At 71.4% G+C, this 17,848-nt stretch carries 17 protein-coding genes, 1 tRNA gene and 1 pseudogene; 4 read left to right on the top strand and 15 right to left on the bottom strand.

The genetic code is table 11. The features are described from left to right. Positions 1 to 17 precede the first annotated feature (17 nt). The 6 genes from J2X49_RS11945 to J2X49_RS11970 form a co-directional block, all read right to left on the bottom strand. Positions 18 to 1,868, bottom strand: coding sequence for an ABC transporter ATP-binding protein (locus tag J2X49_RS11945; RefSeq protein ID WP_240671237.1), 1,851 nt, complete (start codon positions 1,866 to 1,868; stop codon positions 18 to 20). Between the two features lie 109 nt (positions 1,869 to 1,977). Further along, the gene (gene rplL / locus J2X49_RS11950) at positions 1,978 to 2,361 is read right to left on the bottom strand and encodes a 50S ribosomal protein L7/L12 (RefSeq protein WP_128188363.1); all 384 of its coding nucleotides are present in this window, start codon (positions 2,359 to 2,361) and stop codon (positions 1,978 to 1,980) included. Positions 2,362 to 2,394: 33 nt separating this feature from the next. Continuing rightward, positions 2,395 to 2,913, bottom strand: a complete 519-nt coding sequence (rplJ, locus tag J2X49_RS11955; RefSeq protein WP_128188364.1) for a 50S ribosomal protein L10 — start codon at positions 2,911 to 2,913, stop codon at positions 2,395 to 2,397. 235 nt (positions 2,914 to 3,148) lie between these two features. After that, positions 3,149 to 4,669, bottom strand: a complete 1,521-nt coding sequence (locus J2X49_RS11960; RefSeq protein ID WP_310126623.1) for a HAMP domain-containing sensor histidine kinase — start codon at positions 4,667 to 4,669, stop codon at positions 3,149 to 3,151. Between the two features lie 34 nt (positions 4,670 to 4,703). Then, positions 4,704 to 5,447 (bottom strand): response regulator transcription factor, encoded by a 744-nt coding sequence (locus J2X49_RS11965; RefSeq protein ID WP_164877027.1) that lies wholly within the window; start codon positions 5,445 to 5,447, stop codon positions 4,704 to 4,706. A 79-nt stretch (positions 5,448 to 5,526) separates the two neighbouring features. After that, positions 5,527 to 6,531 (bottom strand): phosphotransferase, encoded by a 1,005-nt coding sequence (locus tag J2X49_RS11970; protein WP_310126625.1) that lies wholly within the window; start codon positions 6,529 to 6,531, stop codon positions 5,527 to 5,529. 85 nt (positions 6,532 to 6,616) lie between these two features. On the opposite strand from J2X49_RS11970, the gene J2X49_RS11975 reads away from it, so the two are divergent. Then, positions 6,617 to 7,213, top strand: coding sequence for a YqaJ viral recombinase family protein (locus J2X49_RS11975; protein WP_310126627.1), 597 nt, complete (start codon positions 6,617 to 6,619; stop codon positions 7,211 to 7,213). Beyond that, positions 7,213 to 7,956 (top strand): alpha/beta hydrolase, encoded by a 744-nt coding sequence (locus J2X49_RS11980; protein WP_310126629.1) that lies wholly within the window; start codon positions 7,213 to 7,215, stop codon positions 7,954 to 7,956. Before J2X49_RS11975 ends, J2X49_RS11980 begins: the two co-directional genes overlap by 1 nt. Here J2X49_RS11980 and J2X49_RS11985 read toward each other — a convergent pair. Further along, positions 7,953 to 8,663, bottom strand: coding sequence for a DUF998 domain-containing protein (locus J2X49_RS11985; protein ID WP_310126630.1), 711 nt, complete (start codon positions 8,661 to 8,663; stop codon positions 7,953 to 7,955). The two genes, J2X49_RS11980 and J2X49_RS11985, sit on opposite strands and share 4 nt — an antisense overlap. A 103-nt stretch (positions 8,664 to 8,766) precedes the next feature. Here J2X49_RS11985 and J2X49_RS11990 point away from each other — a divergent pair, with 103 nt between their 5' ends. Further along, positions 8,767 to 9,720: an NADP-dependent oxidoreductase gene (locus J2X49_RS11990; RefSeq protein ID WP_310126631.1), complete on the top strand. Its 954-nt coding sequence runs from the start codon at positions 8,767 to 8,769 to the stop codon at positions 9,718 to 9,720. Between the two features lie 37 nt (positions 9,721 to 9,757). Next, positions 9,758 to 11,404: an ABC transporter ATP-binding protein gene (locus J2X49_RS11995; RefSeq protein WP_310126633.1), complete on the top strand. Its 1,647-nt coding sequence runs from the start codon at positions 9,758 to 9,760 to the stop codon at positions 11,402 to 11,404. A gap of 100 nt (positions 11,405 to 11,504) precedes the next feature. On the opposite strand, the gene J2X49_RS12000 is transcribed toward J2X49_RS11995, so the two are convergent. The 8 genes and pseudogenes from J2X49_RS12000 to J2X49_RS12035 all read right to left on the bottom strand — a co-directional run bounded on the left by J2X49_RS12000 (position 11,505) and on the right by J2X49_RS12035 (position 17,843). After that, positions 11,505 to 12,422 carry an ABC transporter permease gene (locus tag J2X49_RS12000; protein ID WP_246993406.1) on the bottom strand — a complete coding sequence of 306 codons (918 nt, stop codon included), beginning with the start codon at positions 12,420 to 12,422 and terminating at the stop codon, positions 11,505 to 11,507. A 14-nt stretch (positions 12,423 to 12,436) separates the two neighbouring features. Next, positions 12,437 to 13,441, bottom strand: coding sequence for an ABC transporter permease (locus J2X49_RS12005; protein ID WP_128188374.1), 1,005 nt, complete (start codon positions 13,439 to 13,441; stop codon positions 12,437 to 12,439). Between the two features lie 114 nt (positions 13,442 to 13,555). Continuing rightward, positions 13,556 to 15,229: an ABC transporter substrate-binding protein gene (locus tag J2X49_RS12010; protein ID WP_146358130.1), complete on the bottom strand. Its 1,674-nt coding sequence runs from the start codon at positions 15,227 to 15,229 to the stop codon at positions 13,556 to 13,558. Between the two features lie 204 nt (positions 15,230 to 15,433). Further along, complete coding sequence (gene rplA, locus J2X49_RS12015) at positions 15,434 to 16,123, bottom strand: 50S ribosomal protein L1 (RefSeq protein WP_246992260.1); 690 nt, start codon at positions 16,121 to 16,123, stop codon at positions 15,434 to 15,436. Positions 16,124 to 16,200: 77 nt separating this feature from the next. Beyond that, positions 16,201 to 16,632: a 50S ribosomal protein L11 gene (rplK, locus tag J2X49_RS12020; protein WP_128188377.1), complete on the bottom strand. Its 432-nt coding sequence runs from the start codon at positions 16,630 to 16,632 to the stop codon at positions 16,201 to 16,203. 75 nt (positions 16,633 to 16,707) lie between these two features. Beyond that, positions 16,708 to 17,313, bottom strand: a pseudogene (nusG, locus tag J2X49_RS12025) (transcription termination/antitermination protein NusG); the annotation flags it as partial. A 119-nt stretch (positions 17,314 to 17,432) separates the two neighbouring features. Continuing rightward, positions 17,433 to 17,702: a preprotein translocase subunit SecE gene (gene secE / locus J2X49_RS12030; protein ID WP_128188379.1), complete on the bottom strand. Its 270-nt coding sequence runs from the start codon at positions 17,700 to 17,702 to the stop codon at positions 17,433 to 17,435. Between the two features lie 68 nt (positions 17,703 to 17,770). Then, positions 17,771 to 17,843: transfer RNA gene (locus tag J2X49_RS12035), tRNA-Trp, on the bottom strand. Positions 17,844 to 17,848 lie beyond the last annotated feature (5 nt).

The raw sequence follows: 17,848 nt of genomic DNA on the forward strand, positions 1-17,848 counted from the left end.
ACCGCCGGCGCGGCGCGTCAGACCCGCGAGGCCTGCTGCGCGAAGAGCGTCGCGTAGGTGCCGCCGAGCGCGAGCAGCTCGTCGTGCGCGCCCTGCTCGACGATGCGGCCGGCGTCGATGACGAAGATGACGTCGGCGTGCCGGATGGTCGAGAGCCGGTGCGCGATGGCGAGGGTCGTGCGGCCGCGCGCCGCCTCGTCGAGCGCGCCCTGCACGACGCGCTCCGAGACGGTGTCGAGCGCGCTCGTGGCCTCGTCGAGCACGAGCACCGCCGGGTCCTTCAGCAGCACCCGCGCGATCGCGATGCGCTGCTTCTCGCCGCCCGAGAGCCGGTAGCCGCGCTCTCCCACGATCGTGTCGTAGCCGTCGGGGAACCGGTGGATCGTGTCGTAGATGCTCGCGGCGCGCGTCGCGGCGTCGAGCTCGGCGTCGGTCGCGTCCGGCTTGGCGTAGCGCAGGTTCTCGGCGATGGATGCGTGGAACAGGTACGGCTCCTGGCTCACGATGCCGATGTGGTCGGTGAGGGCCGCCGGGTCGAGCTCGCGCACGTCGGTGCCCGCGAAGCGCACCGCTCCGCCGCTCGCCTCGTGCAGGCGCGGCAGCAGGTAGCCGATCGTCGTCTTGCCCGCGCCCGAGGGGCCGACGAAGGCCGCGAAGGTGCCCGGCTCGAGCCGGAACGAGACGCCGTCGAGCGTCGCCCGCTCGCCCTCGCGCGCATCCGGGTAGTGGAAGCGCACGTCGTCGAACTCCACCTCGCCGAGGCGCGAGCGGTCGAGCGGGCGCGGCGACGTCGGCGGCTCGATCGCCGGCTGCAGGTCGAGGTACTCGAAGATGCGGGCGAAGAGCGCGCCGGAGGTCTGCAGGTCGAGCCCCACGCGCAGCAGGCCCATGAGCGGCATGAGCAGCCGCGCCTGCACGGTCGTGAACGCGACGAGCGTGCCGGCCGTGACGCCGGTGTCGCCGCCGGCGATCAGGTAGCCGGCGAGCACGTAGACGACGGCGGGCAGGATCGAGATGAAGATCGACACGAGCGCGAAGAAGGTCTGGCCGCTCATCGTCAGCCGCACCTGCAGGTCGACCTGGCGCTCGTTCTCGGCGGCGTAGCGGCGCGACTCGTCGGCCTGCCGGCCGAACGCCTTCGCGAGCAGGATGCCCGACACCGACAGCGACTCCTGCGTGATCGCCGTCATCTCGCTCAGCGACTCCTGCGTCTGCGTCGCGATGCGGGCGCGCACCTGGCCGACGCGGCGCTGCAGCAGCACGAGCACGGGCGTGAGCAGCACCGCCATGACCGTCAGCTGCCACGAGAGGATGAGCATCGTCACGAGGCTCGCGATCACCGTGACGGTGTTGCCGACGACCGACGAGACGGTGTTGGAGAGCACGTTCGCGACGCCGCCGACGTCGTTCTGCAGCCGCGACTGGATGACGCCCGTCTTCGTGCGGGTGAAGAACGCGAGCTCCATGCTCTGCAGCCGGTCGAACAGCGAGTCGCGCAGCTGCCCCATGACGCGGTTGCCGACCTTCGACGTGATGAGCGTCTGCCAGATGCCGAGCAGGCTCGACGAGATCCACAGCGCCACCATCGTGCCGACGAGCATCCAGAGCAGCCGCAGGTCGGGGCCGCCCTCGGGCGGGAACAGCGCCTCGTCGAAGACGCGCTGCGTCAGCAGCGGCGGGAACACCGCGATCGTCGCGACGATGAGCACGAGCACGATCGTCAGCACGATCTGCGGCCGGTGGGGGCGGAAGAGGCCCAGGATGCGCTTGCCGAGGTCGGGCACGCGGGGAGCGCTCGCGTTGGCGGCGCGCTGCGCCGACTCGTCGCGCATGCCGACCCCGCCCCGGCGACCGCCGCCCATGCCCATGCTCACGTGGCCACGGTATCCGGTCGCGCCTGCGCGGCAGCGTGCCGCGGGCGCATGACGAAGGGCCGCCCCCTCACGGGAGCGGCCCTTCGCGATGGTGCGGGGAACGCTACTTGAGCGTGACCGTCGCGCCGGCCTCCTCGAGGTCGGCCTTGGCCTTCTCGGCGTCCTCCTTCTTGGCGCCCTCGAGCACGGGGGCGGGAGCGCCGTCGACGAGCGCCTTGGCCTCGCCGAGGCCGAGGGACGTCAGCGAACGGACGACCTTGATGACCTGGATCTTCGCCGAGCCGGCGGACTCGAGGATGACGTCGAAGTCCGTCTTCTCCTCGACCTCCTCCGCAGCAGCAGCGGCAGCGGGGGCTGCAGCGGCGGCGACGGGAGCGGCGGCGGTGACCTCGAAGGTCTCCTCGAACTTCTTCACGAACTCGCTGAGCTCGATGAGGGTGAGCTCCTTGAACTGCTCGAGCAGCTCGTCAGTCGACAGCTTTGCCATCGTCTTCTCCTTGTTTCTGGTACCGACCGCTGCCTACTCGGCCGCGGACTCCTGCTTGACCCGCAGCGCGTCGACCGCGCGAGCGGCCTGGGCGAGCGGGGCGTTGAACATGTATGCAGCGCCGAACAGCGAGGCCTTGAAGGCACCTGCCAGCTTGGCCAGCAGCACCTCCCGCGACTCGAGGTCGGCGAGCTTGTTGACGTCGTCGGCCGTGAGCGGGTTCCCGTCGAAGAAACCGTTCTTGACCACGAGCGCCGGGTTCGCCTTGGCGAAGGCACGCAGCTCCTTCGCGACGGCGACAGGGTCGCCGTGCACGAATGCGATCGCGGACGGGCCGGCAAGCGACTCGTCGAACGCCGTGATGCCGGCGTTGTTGGCTGCGATCTTGGTGAGCGTGTTCTTCACCACGGCGTACGTCGCGTGCTCACTGATCGATCGGCGCAGCGTCTTCAGCTGGCCGACGGTGAGACCGCGGTACTCGGTCAGCAGAACGGCGTTCGAGGTCTCGAAGAGGTTCGAGAGCTCGGCGACCGCAGCTTCCTTGTTCGCCATGGTGCTCCTTGCGTCGTTGCCGGCTTCCCTGGCCCACTCATGCAAAAGAGCTCCGGCGCACGCGCACGGAGCTCTGGGATCTCGACGGATCTTTCAGCACCTGCGCGGGACGACGCTCCTCGAGCGAGCCTTCGGTCGACACGTCCCCTTGCGGGCACACGCCGACGACCAGCGGTCTTTGGTATGCGGCAAGACTACGGCACGACGGATGCGCGGCGCAAGCCGGTCCCGTCGGTCACGACGGCTGCCGGAGCTCCGCGCCCTCGGCGCCCGGGGCATCCGACCCCGCCGCCTGCCGCCACAGCGGCAGGCGCACGGTGAACGCGGTGCGCCCCGGCTCGCTCTCGAGCGCGATGGTGCCGCCGTGCGCGTCGACGAGCGCCTCGACGATCGCGAGCCCGAGCCCCGAGGAGCCCGTCGCGCGCGAGCGCGACGTGTCGCCGCGCGCGAAGCGCTGGAAGACCGTCTGCTGCAGCTCGTCGGGGATGCCGGGGCCCGCGTCGACGATCTCGACCACGGCCTCCTCCCCCTCGGTGCGCAGCGACACGTCCACGGGCGTGCCCTCGGGCGTGTGCACGCGGGCGTTCGCGAGCAGGTTCGCCACGACCTGCTGCAGCCGCAGCGGGTCGCCGGCGACCACCACGGGCTCCTCGGGCAGCTCGAGCGCGATCGGGTGGGAGCGGCCCGCGGCCTGCGCGTCGGCGACCGCCTCGATGACGAGCAGCGACAGGTCGACCTCGCCCCGCTCGAGCTCGCGGCCCTCGTCGAGCCTCGCCAGCAGCAGCAGGTCGTCGACGAGCGCCTGCATGCGCTGCGCGGCCGCCTCGATGCGCTCGAGCGACTCTCGGGTGTCGGGGCGCAGGTCGCCGTCGTGCTTGCGCGTGATCTCGGCGTAGCCGCGCACCGCGGCGAGCGGCGTGCGCAGCTCGTGCGAGGCGTCGGCGACGAACTGGCGCACGCGACGCTCGCTCGCCGAGCGCGCCTCGAACGCCTGCTCGATGTGGTTGAGCATGCGGTTCATGCTCTCCTGCACGCGGCCGACCTCCGAGGCGGGCTCCTCGATGCGCACCCGGTTGGTCAGCTGCGCGGTGCCCGAGGCGAGCGGCAGCTGCGAGATGCGCTCGGTCGTGGCGATGACGGAGGTGAGCGGCCGCAGCGCGCGCCGGATGATCATGTCGCCGAGCAGCAGCACGATCGTGACCGCGGCGAACGCCGCGACCGCGATCACGAAGGCGAGCGCCGCGAGCGTCTGGTTGGTCTCGGACATCGACAGCCCGACGATCACCCGCGCCCCGCCGCCCACGTCGTGCGCGATGACGCGGTAGGAGCCGTAGGTCGGCAGCGACTCGTTGACGATGCCGTCGGAGCCGGTGCCGAGCACGACCCGCTCGTCGGCGGCCGAGAGCGCGAGCTGCTGCCCGATGCTCGTGAGGATGAACGCCTGGCGCAGGTCGCCGCCCTGCTCGATGGCGATGAGCGTGGCGGTCGGCGCCGTGCGCGGGTCGAGCGGCGCCTGCGTGCCGGTCGCGAGCGCGCGCTCGACGTCGGTCGCGGTGCGGCTCGCGATCTCGGTGAGCTGCTCGTCGACGCGCGTCTCGAGCACCACGCGCATGGTCATGACGCTCGCGATCGCCACCGCCGCGGTGAGCAGGGCGAACAGCGCCACGACCACCACGAGCAGCCGTCGGCGCAGCGACCACGACGACGGGTTCTGGATGCGTCGGGTCTGGGGCGTCGCGGCGGCGGGCTGGGTCACGGGTGCAGGAGGCGGGTGCGCTGCGGGCGCCGGCTCACTCAGCCGCGCGCAGCTGGTAGCCGACGCCGCGCACGGTGTGGATCATGGGCGGGCCCAGCGTGTCGATCTTCTTGCGCAGGTAGGAGATGTACAGCTCGACGACGCTCGCGCGACCGCCGAAGTCGTACGACCAGACGCGGTCGAGGATCTGCGCCTTCGAGAGCACGCGGCGCGGGTTGCGCATGAGGTAGCGCAGCAGCTCGAACTCGGTGGCGGTGAGGTCGACCTGCTGGCCGCCGCGGCGCACCTCGTAGGAGTCCTCGTCCATCATGAGGTCGCCGACCCAGAGCACGCTCGACTCCTCGGCGGTCTGGGCGGTGCGGCGGATCAGGCCGCGGAGGCGCGCGACGACCTCCTCGAGCCCGAAGGGCTTCGTGACGTAGTCGTCGCCGCCGGCGGTGAGCCCGGCGACGCGGTCGTCGAGCGAGTCCTTGGCGGTGAGGAAGAGCACCGGCACGTCGAAGCCGGCCGAGCGCAGGCGCTGCAGCACGGTGAGGCCGTCGATGTCGGGGAGCATGATGTCGAGCACCACCGCGTCGGGGCGGAACTCGCGCACCGCCTGGAGCGCCTGCTGGCCGTTGGCGGCGGTCTTCACGTCCCAGCCCTCGTACTTGAGGCCCATGGCGACGAGGTCGGCGAGGCTCTGCTCGTCGTCGACGACGACGACGCGGATGGGCGAGCCATCCGGGCGGGTGAGGCGGGGCTGTGCCCGCAGCTGCTGCTGAGCGGTGTCGGTCATGCCATCCATTCCGCCAGAGTCTCCTGTGGGTCGATCCGACCTTATCCTTTGCGCTTCCTGTGCGCTTGCCCTCACGCGATCACGCCGCGTCGGGCAGCGCTCTCGTGAACACCCCGGTCTCGAGCCAGTGCCGGAGCCTCGCGACGGAGACGCGGGTGTACTCGCCCGACTGCGCGCGGAGGTCCGCGGTCGTGGTGACGAGCTGGCTGTTGGCGAGCAGCAGCTGGCGCGCGGCGACGAGCGCCTCGAAGTCGGCCCGCAGGATGTCCGGCAGCGGCGCCACCTCGGCGTAGCCCTCGAGCATCGCCTCCTCCTGCACCGGCTCGTCGGCGCGCAGGTAGAAGGCCGAGATCGCGAGGTCGAGCACGGGCAGCCCGAGGCCGGCATCGTCGAAGTCGAACACGGCGAGCCGCCCGCGATGCCACTTGAGGTTGCCGCCATGGAGGTCGGCGTGCAGCGGTCGCAGCTCGGCGCCCCGGTGCAGGCGCTCGAACACCTCCTCCGCGCGAGCGCGGGCATCGGCGAGCACGGCGCGGTCGACCGCAGAGAGCCCCGGCGCACGATCCAGCGCGTCCTCATCGCCGAAGAGCGGCCGGTCGAAGCGTGGCAGCTCGCCGCGGGGCGGCAGCGTCCATCCTCCGGCGTGCGCATGGAGCGCCGCCATCGTCCGCCCGAGCGCACGAGCGGCGTCCGCGGTGAGCGCGTCGGCGTCGTCGCCCTCGAGCCAGCTCGCGATCGTGACGAGCACCGGGCGGCCCAGCACCTGCGCATCCGACTCGACGAACCATGCGCCGTCCCGGGTGCGCAGCGGCACCGGCACCACGACGTCGGTCTGCTCGGCGATCGCGCGCACCCACGCCTGCTGCGCGATGGCGTTCGCCGGCGTGCTGCCGGAGTTCGTGCCGACCCGCACGGCGAACCGGCGCCCGCCGGCGTCGTCGACCGCGAAGGTGGTGTTGTAGGCGTGCAGCACCACCTCCATGCGCGCCACGTCGAGCCCGAACGCCTCCGCGGCCCGCAGCGCGATCGGCCGCAGCGCCTCGACCTGCTCGGCCTCGTCGCGCTCGTCGTAGCGGTCTGCCATGGGGTCATCCCACCACGTCGGGAGCCGGGCGCGCGGACGCGGCATGGCGGCGAGCCGGGTGGGCCCCGCGTGGGACGATGGAGCCATGCAGCTCCAGCTCGACATCTTCGGCGACGAGCCGTCGGTGCTGGGGCACACGAGCCGCATCGTCGCCCGCTCGAGCGACCGCATCGCATGGCTGCGCGCCCGCTCGCGCGGCGTCACCGCGACCGACGCGGCGAGGCTCAGCACCTCGGCCGCCGTCGCCGCCGTCGCGCGCGAGAAGCTGGGACTCCGCGGCTTCTCGGGCAACGCCTTCACCGACCACGGCCGCGCCCGCGAGCCGCACATCGCCCGCTGGGTGCACGACCACTTCTCGCTCGTGCCGTCGGATGCGCTCTTCCACTCCGTGCCCCACCGCGACCACCTCGCGACGCCCGACTGCGTGAGCGACGACGGCACGGTGCTCGCCGAGATCAAGACGACCTCGAAGGCGTTCGACCGGGTGCCGAAGCAGTACCTGCGCCAGATCTGGTGGCAGCAGTACGTGCTCGGCGCCGAGCGCACCCTCTTCGTCTGGGAGCAGCACAGCCACTTCGTGCCCGTCGGTCCGCCCAGGCACGTGTGGGTCGAGCGCGACGAGGACGAGATCGCGATGCTCGTCGACCGCGCGGATCGGCTGCTCGAGCTCCTGCGCGGCTGATGCTGCTCGCGATCCACGGCCTCGGCTCCGACGCCGGCGCGATGCGCGCCTACCTCGAGGGAGCCGTGCCCGCGGGCGTGCGCGTGCTCGCGCCCGACCTGCGCGCGCACGGCGCGAGCACGCTGATCGGCGAGCCGGATCGCTTCGCGCTCGAGGCGCTCGCCGCGGAGGTGGCCGACGAGCTCGTGCGCGTCGGCGACGGCTCCCCCGTGACGATCGTCGGCGTCTCGCTCGGCGCGGCGCTCGCGGCGAGCATCGCGCGCTCCGGGCGGTTCCCGCTCGACCGCGTCGCGCTCATCCGCCCCGCCTTCACGACCGAGCCGCTGCCGCCGAACCTCGCGATCTTCCCGCTGCTCGGGCGGCTGCTCGAGGAGCACCGGCCGCAGCGGGCGCTCGACGAGCTGCACCGCTCGGGCGCCTGGCGCGCGATCGCGCACGAGTCGCTCGCGCACGCGCGCGGCCTCGAGGCGCAGCTGACGCAGCCGCTCGCGGCCGAGCGGCGCATCCGCCTGCTCGAGATCCCGCGGAACATCGCCTACCGCCCGGGCGAGCTGCGCATCCCCGCGCCGACGGTCGTGCTCGCGAGCCCCCGCGACCCCGTGCATCCGCTGCACGTCGCCGAGGCGTGGCGCGACGAGCTGGGATGCCGGATGCTCGTCTCGCCCGCGCGGGACGACGGCGAGGCCGCGATGTACGCGTGGTTCCGGCAGCAGCTGGCGAGCTTCCTGGTGGGGATCGCCTAATCCTCGAGGCGCGCGGCCGCGCCCACCGGCACCGCGTCGCCGCGGGACCGCGCGCGCGCCGGCTCCGACGCATCCGCCGCCGCGTGCGGCAGCGTGTGCACGACCGTCACCGCGATCATCCACAGCACCCCGAGCCCCGCCGCGACGAACTCCATGGCCGAGCCGATGTCGGTGTTGCCGCGCGCGAGCGAGATGATGCCGCCGGTCGCGGCGATCACGCCGACCGCGAGCCCGCCCGCCGTCGAGAGCCGGGCGACCCAGCGGTCGCGCGCGGTCGCGAACTGCAGCATCGCGAGGCAGCCCGCGACGAACCCGAGCACCGCCGCGACGATGTGCACCCAGTCGCGCAGCTCGGCCTCGGTGCCGAGCAGCGACGGGCAGCCGGGCGAGCACGGCACGGCAGCGGCGACGAGGAACAGCGTCGCCGCGACCACGAGCGCCGCCGATGGCGCCCACAGCCGCAGCACCGGCAGGCGGGTGCGCACGTCGCGCACCGACACGGCCACGAGCAGGATGCCGGCGATGACGATCACGAACCCGGCCTGGAACTGCGCGGCCGAGCGCATGTGCTCGGCGCCGAGCTCGGAGATGTAGAGGTGGCGCTCGTAGATCGCGCGCGCGTCGCCGATGACGACCGCGCCCGCGACGAGGCTCGCGACGGCGAGGGCGGCGACGGCGACGTCGGCGGTCCGGGGGCGCTGGAGCACACGTGCACTGTAGCCGCGGCGGCCCTGCGGTCACATGTCGTCATCTCGACATCTGGGCGTCACACGCGTGCGCTAGCGTCGAGGCGACGTGGAGGGAAGTGCGATGCGCGCAGTGCTGGTGCGGGAGTTCGGGCCGACGGACCAGGTGGAGATCGGCGACATCGACGCTCCGCTCAAGCTCGGGACCGAGGTGCTCGTCGACGTCCACGCGGCCGGCATGAACCCGATCGACTACAAGACGGTCATCGGCAAGGGCGCCGCGAAGGCCGTCGAGCCGCTGCTGCCGTGGGTGCCGGGCGGCGACGTCGCCGGCATCGTCGCCGAGTCGCCCTACGAGGCGCACGACGTGCAGCCCGGCGACGCCGTGTACGGCATCGTCAACCACTGGCGCACCCGCGGGTCGTACGCCGAGCAGGCGATCGTGCCGAGCCTCGCGCTCGCGCCGAAGCCCGAGTCGCTCACCTTCGAGGAGGCGGCGGCGGTGCCGTGCGCCGCCCTCACCGCGTGGGACGCGGTCGTGCGCGTCGCGAAGGCGCGCGCCGGCCAGCGCATCCTCATCCACGCCGGCGCCGGCGGCGTCGGCCACTTCGCCGTGCAGTTCGCGAAGTACTTCGGCGCCCACGTCGCCACCACCGTCTCGACCCGCAACGTCGACTTCGCCAGGTCGCTCGGCGCCGACGAGGTCATCGACTACACGGCCGAGCGCTTCGAGGACGCGCTGCAGAAGGTCGACGTGGTCGTCGACCTCGTCGGCAACGTAGCCGACGAGACGGGCACGCGCTCGCTCGACGCGCTGAAGCACGGCGGGCTCTACCTCAACGTGCCGACCGGCTCCTGGCCCGACTACGCATCCGCCGCCGCCGAGCGCGGGATGCGCGCGTCGTCGGTGAAGGTCGAGGCCGACGGCTCGAACCTCGGCATCATCGGCCGCCTCATCGACGCCGGCGACGTGCGCGTCGAGGTGCAGCGCGTCTACCCGCTCGACCGCGTGCACGAGGCCTTCGGCGTGCTGCAGGGCGGGCACGTGCGGGGCAAGCTCGTGCTGCGGGTGCGCTGATCCAGCGAAGTTCCCGGCGGCAGTGCAAGATGGTCGGATGAGCGACGCGAAGAAGCCGCTGCTGGAGGTCTCCGGACTCAAGGTGGAGTTCACGACCCAGGACGGCACGGTCACGGCAGTGCACGAGGCGAGCCTCTCGCTCGCCGCGGGCGAGACGCTCGCGATCGTGGGCGAGTCGGGCTCGGGCAAGTCGACCACCGCGATGGCCGTCATCGGCCTGCTGTCGGGCAACGGCCGCGTCACGGCCGGCAGCATCCGGCTCGACGGCGAGGAGCTCGTCGGCGCGAGCGAGAACGCAATGCGCAAGGTGCGCGGCCGCCGCATCGGGCTCGTGCCGCAGGACCCGATGTCGAACCTCAACCCGGTCGCGCGCATCGGCACCCAGGTCGCCGAGACGCTGCTCGCGCACGGGCTCGCCGACCGCCGCACCGTCGACCAGAAGGTCGTCGAGACGCTCGAGGCGGCCGGGCTGCCCGATGCCGCCGAGCGGGCGAAGTCGTACCCGCACGAGTTCTCGGGCGGCATGCGCCAGCGCGCCCTCATCGCGATCGGCCTCGCGTGCCGCCCGCAGCTGCTCATCGCCGACGAGCCCACGAGCGCGCTCGACGTGACCGTGCAGCGCACGATCCTCGATCAGCTGCAGCAGATGACCGAGGAGCTCGGCACCGCCGTGCTCCTCATCACGCACGACCTGGGGCTCGCCGCCGAGCGCGCCCAGCGGGTCGTCGTCATGCACCGCGGCCGCGTCGTCGAGCAGGGTCCGGCGAAGCAGATCCTCGAGGCGCCGCAGCACCCGTACACGCAGTCGCTCGTGAAGGCGGCGCCGTCGGTCGCGATGGCGCGGCTGCGGCCCGAGGACTTCGCGAGCCACGGCGGGGCGGATGCCTCGGAGGCCCCCGACACGATCGTCGAGTTCGAGCACGTCACCAAGGAGTTCCACGTGCGCGGCCGGCGCGAGCCCTTCAAGGCCGTCGACGACGTGTCGCTCTCGGTGCCGCGCGGCAAGACCGTCTCCATCGTGGGCGAGTCCGGCTCCGGCAAGACGACGACGGCGCGGATGCTGCTGAAGGCGTTCGAGCCGACGAGCGGCACGGTGCGCTTCGAGGGCAAGGACGTCTTCGCGCTCTCCCGCGAGGAGCAGAAGGAGTTCCGCCAGCGCGTGCAGCCGGTGTTCCAGGACCCGTACTCGTCGCTCAACCCGATGTTCACGATCGAGCGCATCGTCGAGGAGCCGCTGTCGTTCTACGGCAAGGGGTCGAAGCTCGAGCGCCAGCGCCGCGTGCGCGAGCTGCTCGACCAGGTCGCGCTGCCGTCCGACATGGCGCGCCGCTACCCGTCGGAGCTCTCCGGCGGCCAGCGCCAGCGCGTGGCGATCGCCCGCGCGCTCGCCCTCTCCCCCGACGTGATCGTCTGCGACGAGCCGGTGTCGGCGCTCGACGTGCTCGTGCAGGACCAGATCCTGCGGCTGCTCGGCGACCTGCAGCGCGACCTCGGGCTCAGCTACCTCTTCATCTCGCACGACCTCGCCGTCGTGCGCCTCATCAGCGACTACGTCGCGGTGATGCAGAACGGGAGGCTCGTCGAGGCGGCGACGAGCGAGGAGATCTTCACGAACCCGCGCGACCCGTACACGCGGAGGCTCCTCGCCTCGATCCCCGGCAACGAGCTGCAGATCGCGAGCTGAGCGGCCTCAGCGGGCGCCGGGCAGACCGGGGGCCGGGACGGCCCCCGGAGCTGGGGTCGCGGCAGAGGCCCGAAAGGGCCTCTGCCTCCAGCTCCACCGCTCAGCGCTTGCGGGTGCGGGGGTCCATCGCCTCGCGCAGCGCCTCGCCGAGGAGCGTGAAGCCGAGCGCCGCGATCATGATGCAGATGCCGGGCAGGAACGCGAGCCACGGCGCGATCGCGAGCTCCGCCTGCGCGTAGGTGAGCATGCGGCCCCACTCGGCCGTCTCGGGCCGCCCGCCGCCGAGGCCGAGGAACGACAGCGCCGCCGCGTCGATGACGGCGGTGGCGAGCGTGAGCGTCGCCTGCACGATCACCGGGCCCACCGAGTTCGGCAGCAGGTGCGTCATCGTGATGCGACCGGTGCCGAGGCCCAGGGTGCGGGCGGCGAGCACGTAGTCGGACTCGCGCTGCTGCAGCATCGACGAGCGCAGCAGGCGGGCGAAGATCGGCACCTGCGCGACGCCGATGGCGATCATCACCGCGAGCGGCGTGCGGCCGAGCACCGCGGCGATCGAGACCGCGAGCAGCAGGTGCGGCACCGACAGCAGGATGTCGACCACCCGCATGATGAGGGTGTCGACCCATCCGCCGAACGCGCCCGCCAGGGCGCCCAGCACCATGCCGCCGAGCAGACCGAAGAAGGTGGAGGCGACGCCGATGAGCAGCGACGCCTGCGCGCCCCAGATGAGCTTCGAGAGCACGTCGCCGCCGAAGCGGTCGATGCCGAGCGGGAAGTCGGGCACCTCGCCCGGGCCGGGCAGGTAGGTCGGCAGCCGCAGGCCCGCGCCGGGGGTGGCGAGCTCGGGGTAGGGCGCGAGCACCGGCGCGAGCAGCGCGACGAGCACGAACAGGCTGACGACGACCGCGCCGATCCAGGCGGCGGGGTTGCGGCGCAGCCGCCGCAGCACGTCGCCCCAGAAGCTCCCGGAGCGGCGGGGCTGCCCGGCGTCGCCCTCGGGGACGGGGACGGTCGGGATCGCTTCGGCGGCGCTCACTGGATCCTCACTCTCGGGTCGATGAACGAGTAGGAGATGTCGACGAGCAGGTTGATGAGCGCGTACGACACGGCGATGAAGAGCACGAAGCCCTGCAGCACCGGGAAGTCCCGGGCGAAGATCGCGTCGGCGAGGAAGGCGCCGATGCCGGGGAAGGCGAAGACGGTCTCGGTGAGCACCGCGCCCGAGATGAGCAGGCCGGCCTGCAGGCCGATCGTCGTGACGACGGGGAGCATCGCGTTCCGCAGCACGAAGCGGTTGCGGATCACCTGCTTCGAGACGCCCTTCGCGCGGCCGGTGCGCACGTAGTCGGCGTTCACGACCTCGAGCACGGATGCGCGGGTGATGCGCACGATGATCGCGAGCGGGATCGTGGCGAGCGCGATCGCCGGCAGCAGCAGGTGCACTATCGCGTTGAGCGCCGCGTCGAGCTCGCCGGTGAGGATGCCGTCGAGCACGTAGAAGTTCGTGGCATGCGTCGCATCGACGCCTCTGCTCTGCCTGCCGGTGGAGGGCAGCCAGCCCAGCTGCACGGCGAAGACCCACTTGAGCATGAACGCGAGGAAGAAGACCGGGATCGTGATGCCGATGAGGCTGCCCGTCACCGACAGGTGGTCGAGGAGCCTGCCGTGGTTGCGCGCGGCCCAGTAGCCGAGCGGGATGCCGATGCCGACGGCGAGGATGAGCGCCATCACCGCGAGCTCGACCGTCGCGGGGAAGCGGTTGGCGAACTCCTCGAGCACGGGCCTGCGCGTCTCGATCGAGTTGCCGAAGTCGCCCTGCAGCAGGCGGCCGAGCCAGGTGATGTACTGCTCGGGCAGCGGCCGGTTGAAGCCGTACGCCTCGTTGATGCGCTCGATCGCCTCGGGCGTCGCGCGCTCGCCGAGCAGCGCCGCGGCGGGCCCGCCGGGCAGCGCCCGCACCCAGAAGAACAGCAGCACGGTCAGGCCGAACAGGGTCGGGATCAGCAGCAGCAGGCGTCTGCCGATGGTTCTCAGCACGTGGGTCTCTCCGGGTGGGCGGTCAGGGGTCTGGCGTGCGGCGCGGATGCGCGCCGTGCGTGGCGGATGCCGCGGGCCGAGACCGGCCCGCGGCATCCGGGTGATCGATGCAGGCTACTCGCTCAGCTCGATCATGTTGAACACCTCGTCGTTGACGGGGCTCGCCGGGTAGGAGGTGACCCGCGGGTCGAACGCCAGCGACGGCGCCGGGTGCGCGAGCGGCACGCCGGGCACGAACTGGGCGATCTGCTCGTTGATCTCCTCGTAGGCGGCACCCGCCTCCTCGGGGTCGGGCAGCTGGCGGGCCTCGCTCAGCGCCGAGAACAGCTCCTCGTTCTCGAAGCCCCACTCGTTGGAGTAGCCGTTGAAGAAGACGCCGACGAAGTTGTCGGTGTCGTTGTAGTCACCGGTCCAGCCGAGCAGGTGGATGCCGTGGTCGTCGGTGCCGCGCATGCGGTCGAGGTAGTCGGTCCACTCGTCCGAGACGGGCTCGACGGTGATGCCGACCTCCTGCAGCTGCGAGGAGAGCGTCGTGAAGATGTCCTCCGGGTTCGGCATGTACGGCCGCGAGATGTTGACCGGGTAGTTGAACTGCAGCGTCAGCCCGTCCTCGAAGCCGGCCTCGGCGAGCAGCTCCTGCGCGCGCTCGGGGTCGTACTCGTAGTCGGTCACGCCGTCGTTGTAGCCGTTCACGACATCCGGGATGAACTGCGACGCGACCTCGGTGCCCTCGGGGAGCACCTGCGTCACGAGCGCCTCGCGGTCGATCGCGTGGGCGATCGCCTGGCGCACCCGGATGTCCTGCAGCTCGGGCACCGTCTGGTTGAAGCCGAGGTAGAGGATCGTGAACGGGTCGCGCTGCATCACGTTGAAGCCGGCCTCCTCGAGGGCGGCGGTGTCGGCCGGCGCGACGAGGTCGTAGCCGTCGACGTCGCCCGACTCGAGCGCCTGGCGGCGAGCGGTCGGGTCGTCGATGATGCGGAAGACGATCTCCTGCACCTGGCCCTGCTCGCCCCAGTAGTCGGGGTTGGCCGCGAGCACGACCTCCTCGCCGGGCGACCACGACTCGAACACGAACGGGCCGGTGCCCGTCGGGTGCGCCTCGCCGTACTCGCTGTACTCGGGGGCCTCCTCGGAGCCGCCCACCTCGTCGGCGCCGTACTCCTCCATCGCGGTCGGGCTCTGCATCGCGAACGCCGGGAGCGAGAGGGATGCGATGAAGCCCGAGAAGGGGCGCGTCAGGTTGATCGTCGCGGTCGTCTCGTCGTCGGCGGTGCACGACTCGTAGAGCGCGTCGTCGTCGCCGGCGAAGCCGCCGTAGAGCGAGCCGTAGTAGTACGAGAGGCTCTCGGTCGCGGTGAGGCCGGTCCAGTTGTACCAGCGGTCGAAGTTGGCGCAGACGGCCTCGGCGTCGAACGGGGTGCCGTCGTGGAACATCACGTCGCTCTTCAGTGTGAACGTGTACGACGTGCCGTCCTCGCTCGGCTCCCAGCTCTCGGCGAGCAGCGGGGCGGGGTCGGCGGTGCCCGGCTCGACGCCGACGAGGCCCTCGAAGATCTGGCGGGAGACGCGGAACGTCTCGCCGTCGGACGCGAACGCCGGGTCGAGGCCCGACGGGTCGGACGACGCGGCGAACACGAACGTCGAGTCGACGTCGCTCGGCGCGGCGGTGTCGCCGCCGTCGGTGCCGGAGTCGCGCTCGCTCTGGATGCATCCGGTGAGCACGAGCGTCAGGGCTGCGCCACCTGCGAGGCCTGCGAGCAGGCGTCGCTTCGGGGATGGGATCACGGTGCTGGACCTTTCCTCTTGGGACTGTTCGCACACCGCGCGGCTCGGCCGTGAGCGTGCGTAGGGACAACCTAGCCGCTCATAGGCGCCGCCGATGTCACGGGCGCATCACGATCCGGTTTCGCGCATCCCGGCCGGCGCCCGTCTCGGGCGCCGGATACGACGAGAGCCCCGCCGAAGCGGGGCTCTCGAGGATGCGATCGGTCAGATCGAGGTGACGTCGACCGGGACGCCGGGGCCGAACGTCGTCGAGACGGTGGCCTTCTGGATGTAGCGGCCCTTCGACGACGACGGCTTGAGGCGGACGACCTCGTCGAGCGCTGCCGTGATGTTGTCGGTCAGCTGCTCCTCCGAGAACGAGGCCTTGCCGACGATGAAGTGCACGTTGGCGTGCTTGTCGACGCGGAACTCGATGCGGCCGCCCTTGATGTCGGTCACGGCCTGCGCCACGTTCGGCGTGACGGTGCCCGTCTTCGGGTTCGGCATCAGGCCGCGCGGGCCGAGCACCTTGCCGAGACGGCCGACCTTGCCCATGAGCTCGGGGCTCGCGACGGCGGCGTCGAACTGCGTCCAGCCCGCGGCCACCTTCTCGATGAGCTCGTCGGAGCCGACCTCGTCGGCGCCGGCGGCGATGGCGGCCTCGGCGGCCGGACCCTGCGCGAAGACGATGACGCGAGCGGTCTTGCCGGTGCCGTGAGGAAGAGAAACGGTACCGCGGACCATCTGGTCTGCCTTGCGGGGGTCGACGCCGAGCTTGAGCGCGACCTCGACGGTGGAGTCGGTCTTGCTCGAGCCGGTCTCGCGGGCGAGCGCGACGGCCTCGGCGGGGGTGTACTGCTTGTCAGCCTCGATCTTCGCGGCTGCGGCCCGGTAGGCCTTGGACTTCTGTGCCATGTTCTTCTCCTGTTCCAGAGTTCGCGGTGCGCGCCTGGCCGGCGCTCCCACTGGTGAGCCGAGCGGCTCGGTCGAGGTCAGCCCTCGACGGTGATGCCCATGGAGCGGGCGGTGCCGGCGACGATCTTCTTCGCGCCCTCGATGTCGTTCGCGTTGAGGTCGGGCAGCTTCTGCTGCGCGATCTCCTCGACCTGCGCCATCGTGAGCTTGCCGACCTTCGTCGTGTGCGGGACGCCGGAGCCCTTCTTGACGCCTGCGGCCTTCTTGATGAGCTCTGCGGCCGGCGGGGTCTTGAGCACGAAGTCGAACGAGCGGTCCTCGTAGACGGTGATCTCGACCGGGATGACGTTGCCGCGCTGGTTCTCCGTCGCGGCGTTGTACGCCTTGCAGAACTCCATGATGTTGACGCCGTGCTGGCCGAGCGCCGGACCGACCGGCGGCGCGGGGTTGGCGGCGCCGGCCTGGATCTGCAGCTTGATCAGACCCGTGACCTTCTTCTTGGGTGCCATGTCTCTTCCTTCTTGGTGTGTCGCGGCCGCGCGTCCACCGACGCGCGGGACCGCATCCAGCCCTCTTGAGAGGGACTAGAGCTTGCTGACCTGACCGAAGCCGAGCTCGACCGGAGTCTCGCGCTCGAACAGGCTGACGAGCACGGTGAGCTTGCGGCTCGCCGGCTGGATCTCGCTGATCGTGCCGGGGAAGCCCGCGAACGAGCCCTCGGTGATCGTGATGGTCTCGCCCACCTCGAAGTCGACCTCGACCGCGACCTGGCTGGGCTGCTGCGAGGGCGCCGACTTCTGCTGCTCGGCGAGCTGCTCGTCGGCGATCGGCTTCAGCATCGTGAAGGCCTCGTCGAAGCGCAGCGGGGCGGGGTTGTGGGCGTTGCCGACGAAGCCGGTGACGCCGGGCGTGTGGCGGACGACCGACCAGGTGTCCTCGTCGAGCTCCATGCGCACGAGCACGTAGCCGGGGACGCGCACGCGGTTGACGCGCTTCGCCTGGCCGTTCTTCGTCTCGAGCACGTCCTCCGTGGGGACCTGGATCTCGTAGATGCCGTCGACCTGCATGTTCTCGGCACGCGAGGCGATGTTGGCCTTGACCTTCTTCTCGTAGCCGGCGTACGAGTGGATGACGTACCAGCGGCCGGGCTTCAGGCGCAGCTCGCGCTTGAACTCCTCGTACGGGTCGGCCTCCGGCTCGGCCGGCTTCTCGTCGGCAGGGACGAGGTCGTCGAGCGCCTTGTTCAGCTCGATGTCGAGGTCGTTGACGTCAGACACAGTCCACCTTCTCCTTCACGTCTCGGTCGGGCTCAGCCCGCGAGGCCGAACGGCGGGATGTCACCGAAGATCCACCCGGCCAGGCCGTAGAACACGGTGTCGAAGGCGACCACCAGCAGCATCATCAGCACGACGAACACCAGCACGACGAGCGTGTAGCGGACCAGCTCCTTGCGGGTCGGGGTGACGACCTTGCGGAGCTCGACCAGGACTTCCTTGAGGAAGGTCCACAGGCGCACGAACGGGTTGCGAGACGCACCCTCGCGAGTGCGGGGTGCCTCCTCGATCGCGTTCTCAGCCACGGTGACCCTTCGTTCGTTCGGCCCGGCGAATGCCGAGGCCCATCAGGCGCCCTCGCGGGCGCCTCGAGCAGGGCGGACAGGACTCGAACCTGCAACCTGCGGTTTTGGAGACCGCTGCGCTACCAATTGCGCCACCGCCCTGGGCG

The sequence above is a fragment of the Agrococcus sp. BE272 genome (assembly GCF_031457935.1).
Lineage (GTDB): Bacteria > Actinomycetota > Actinomycetes > Actinomycetales > Microbacteriaceae > Agrococcus > Agrococcus sediminis.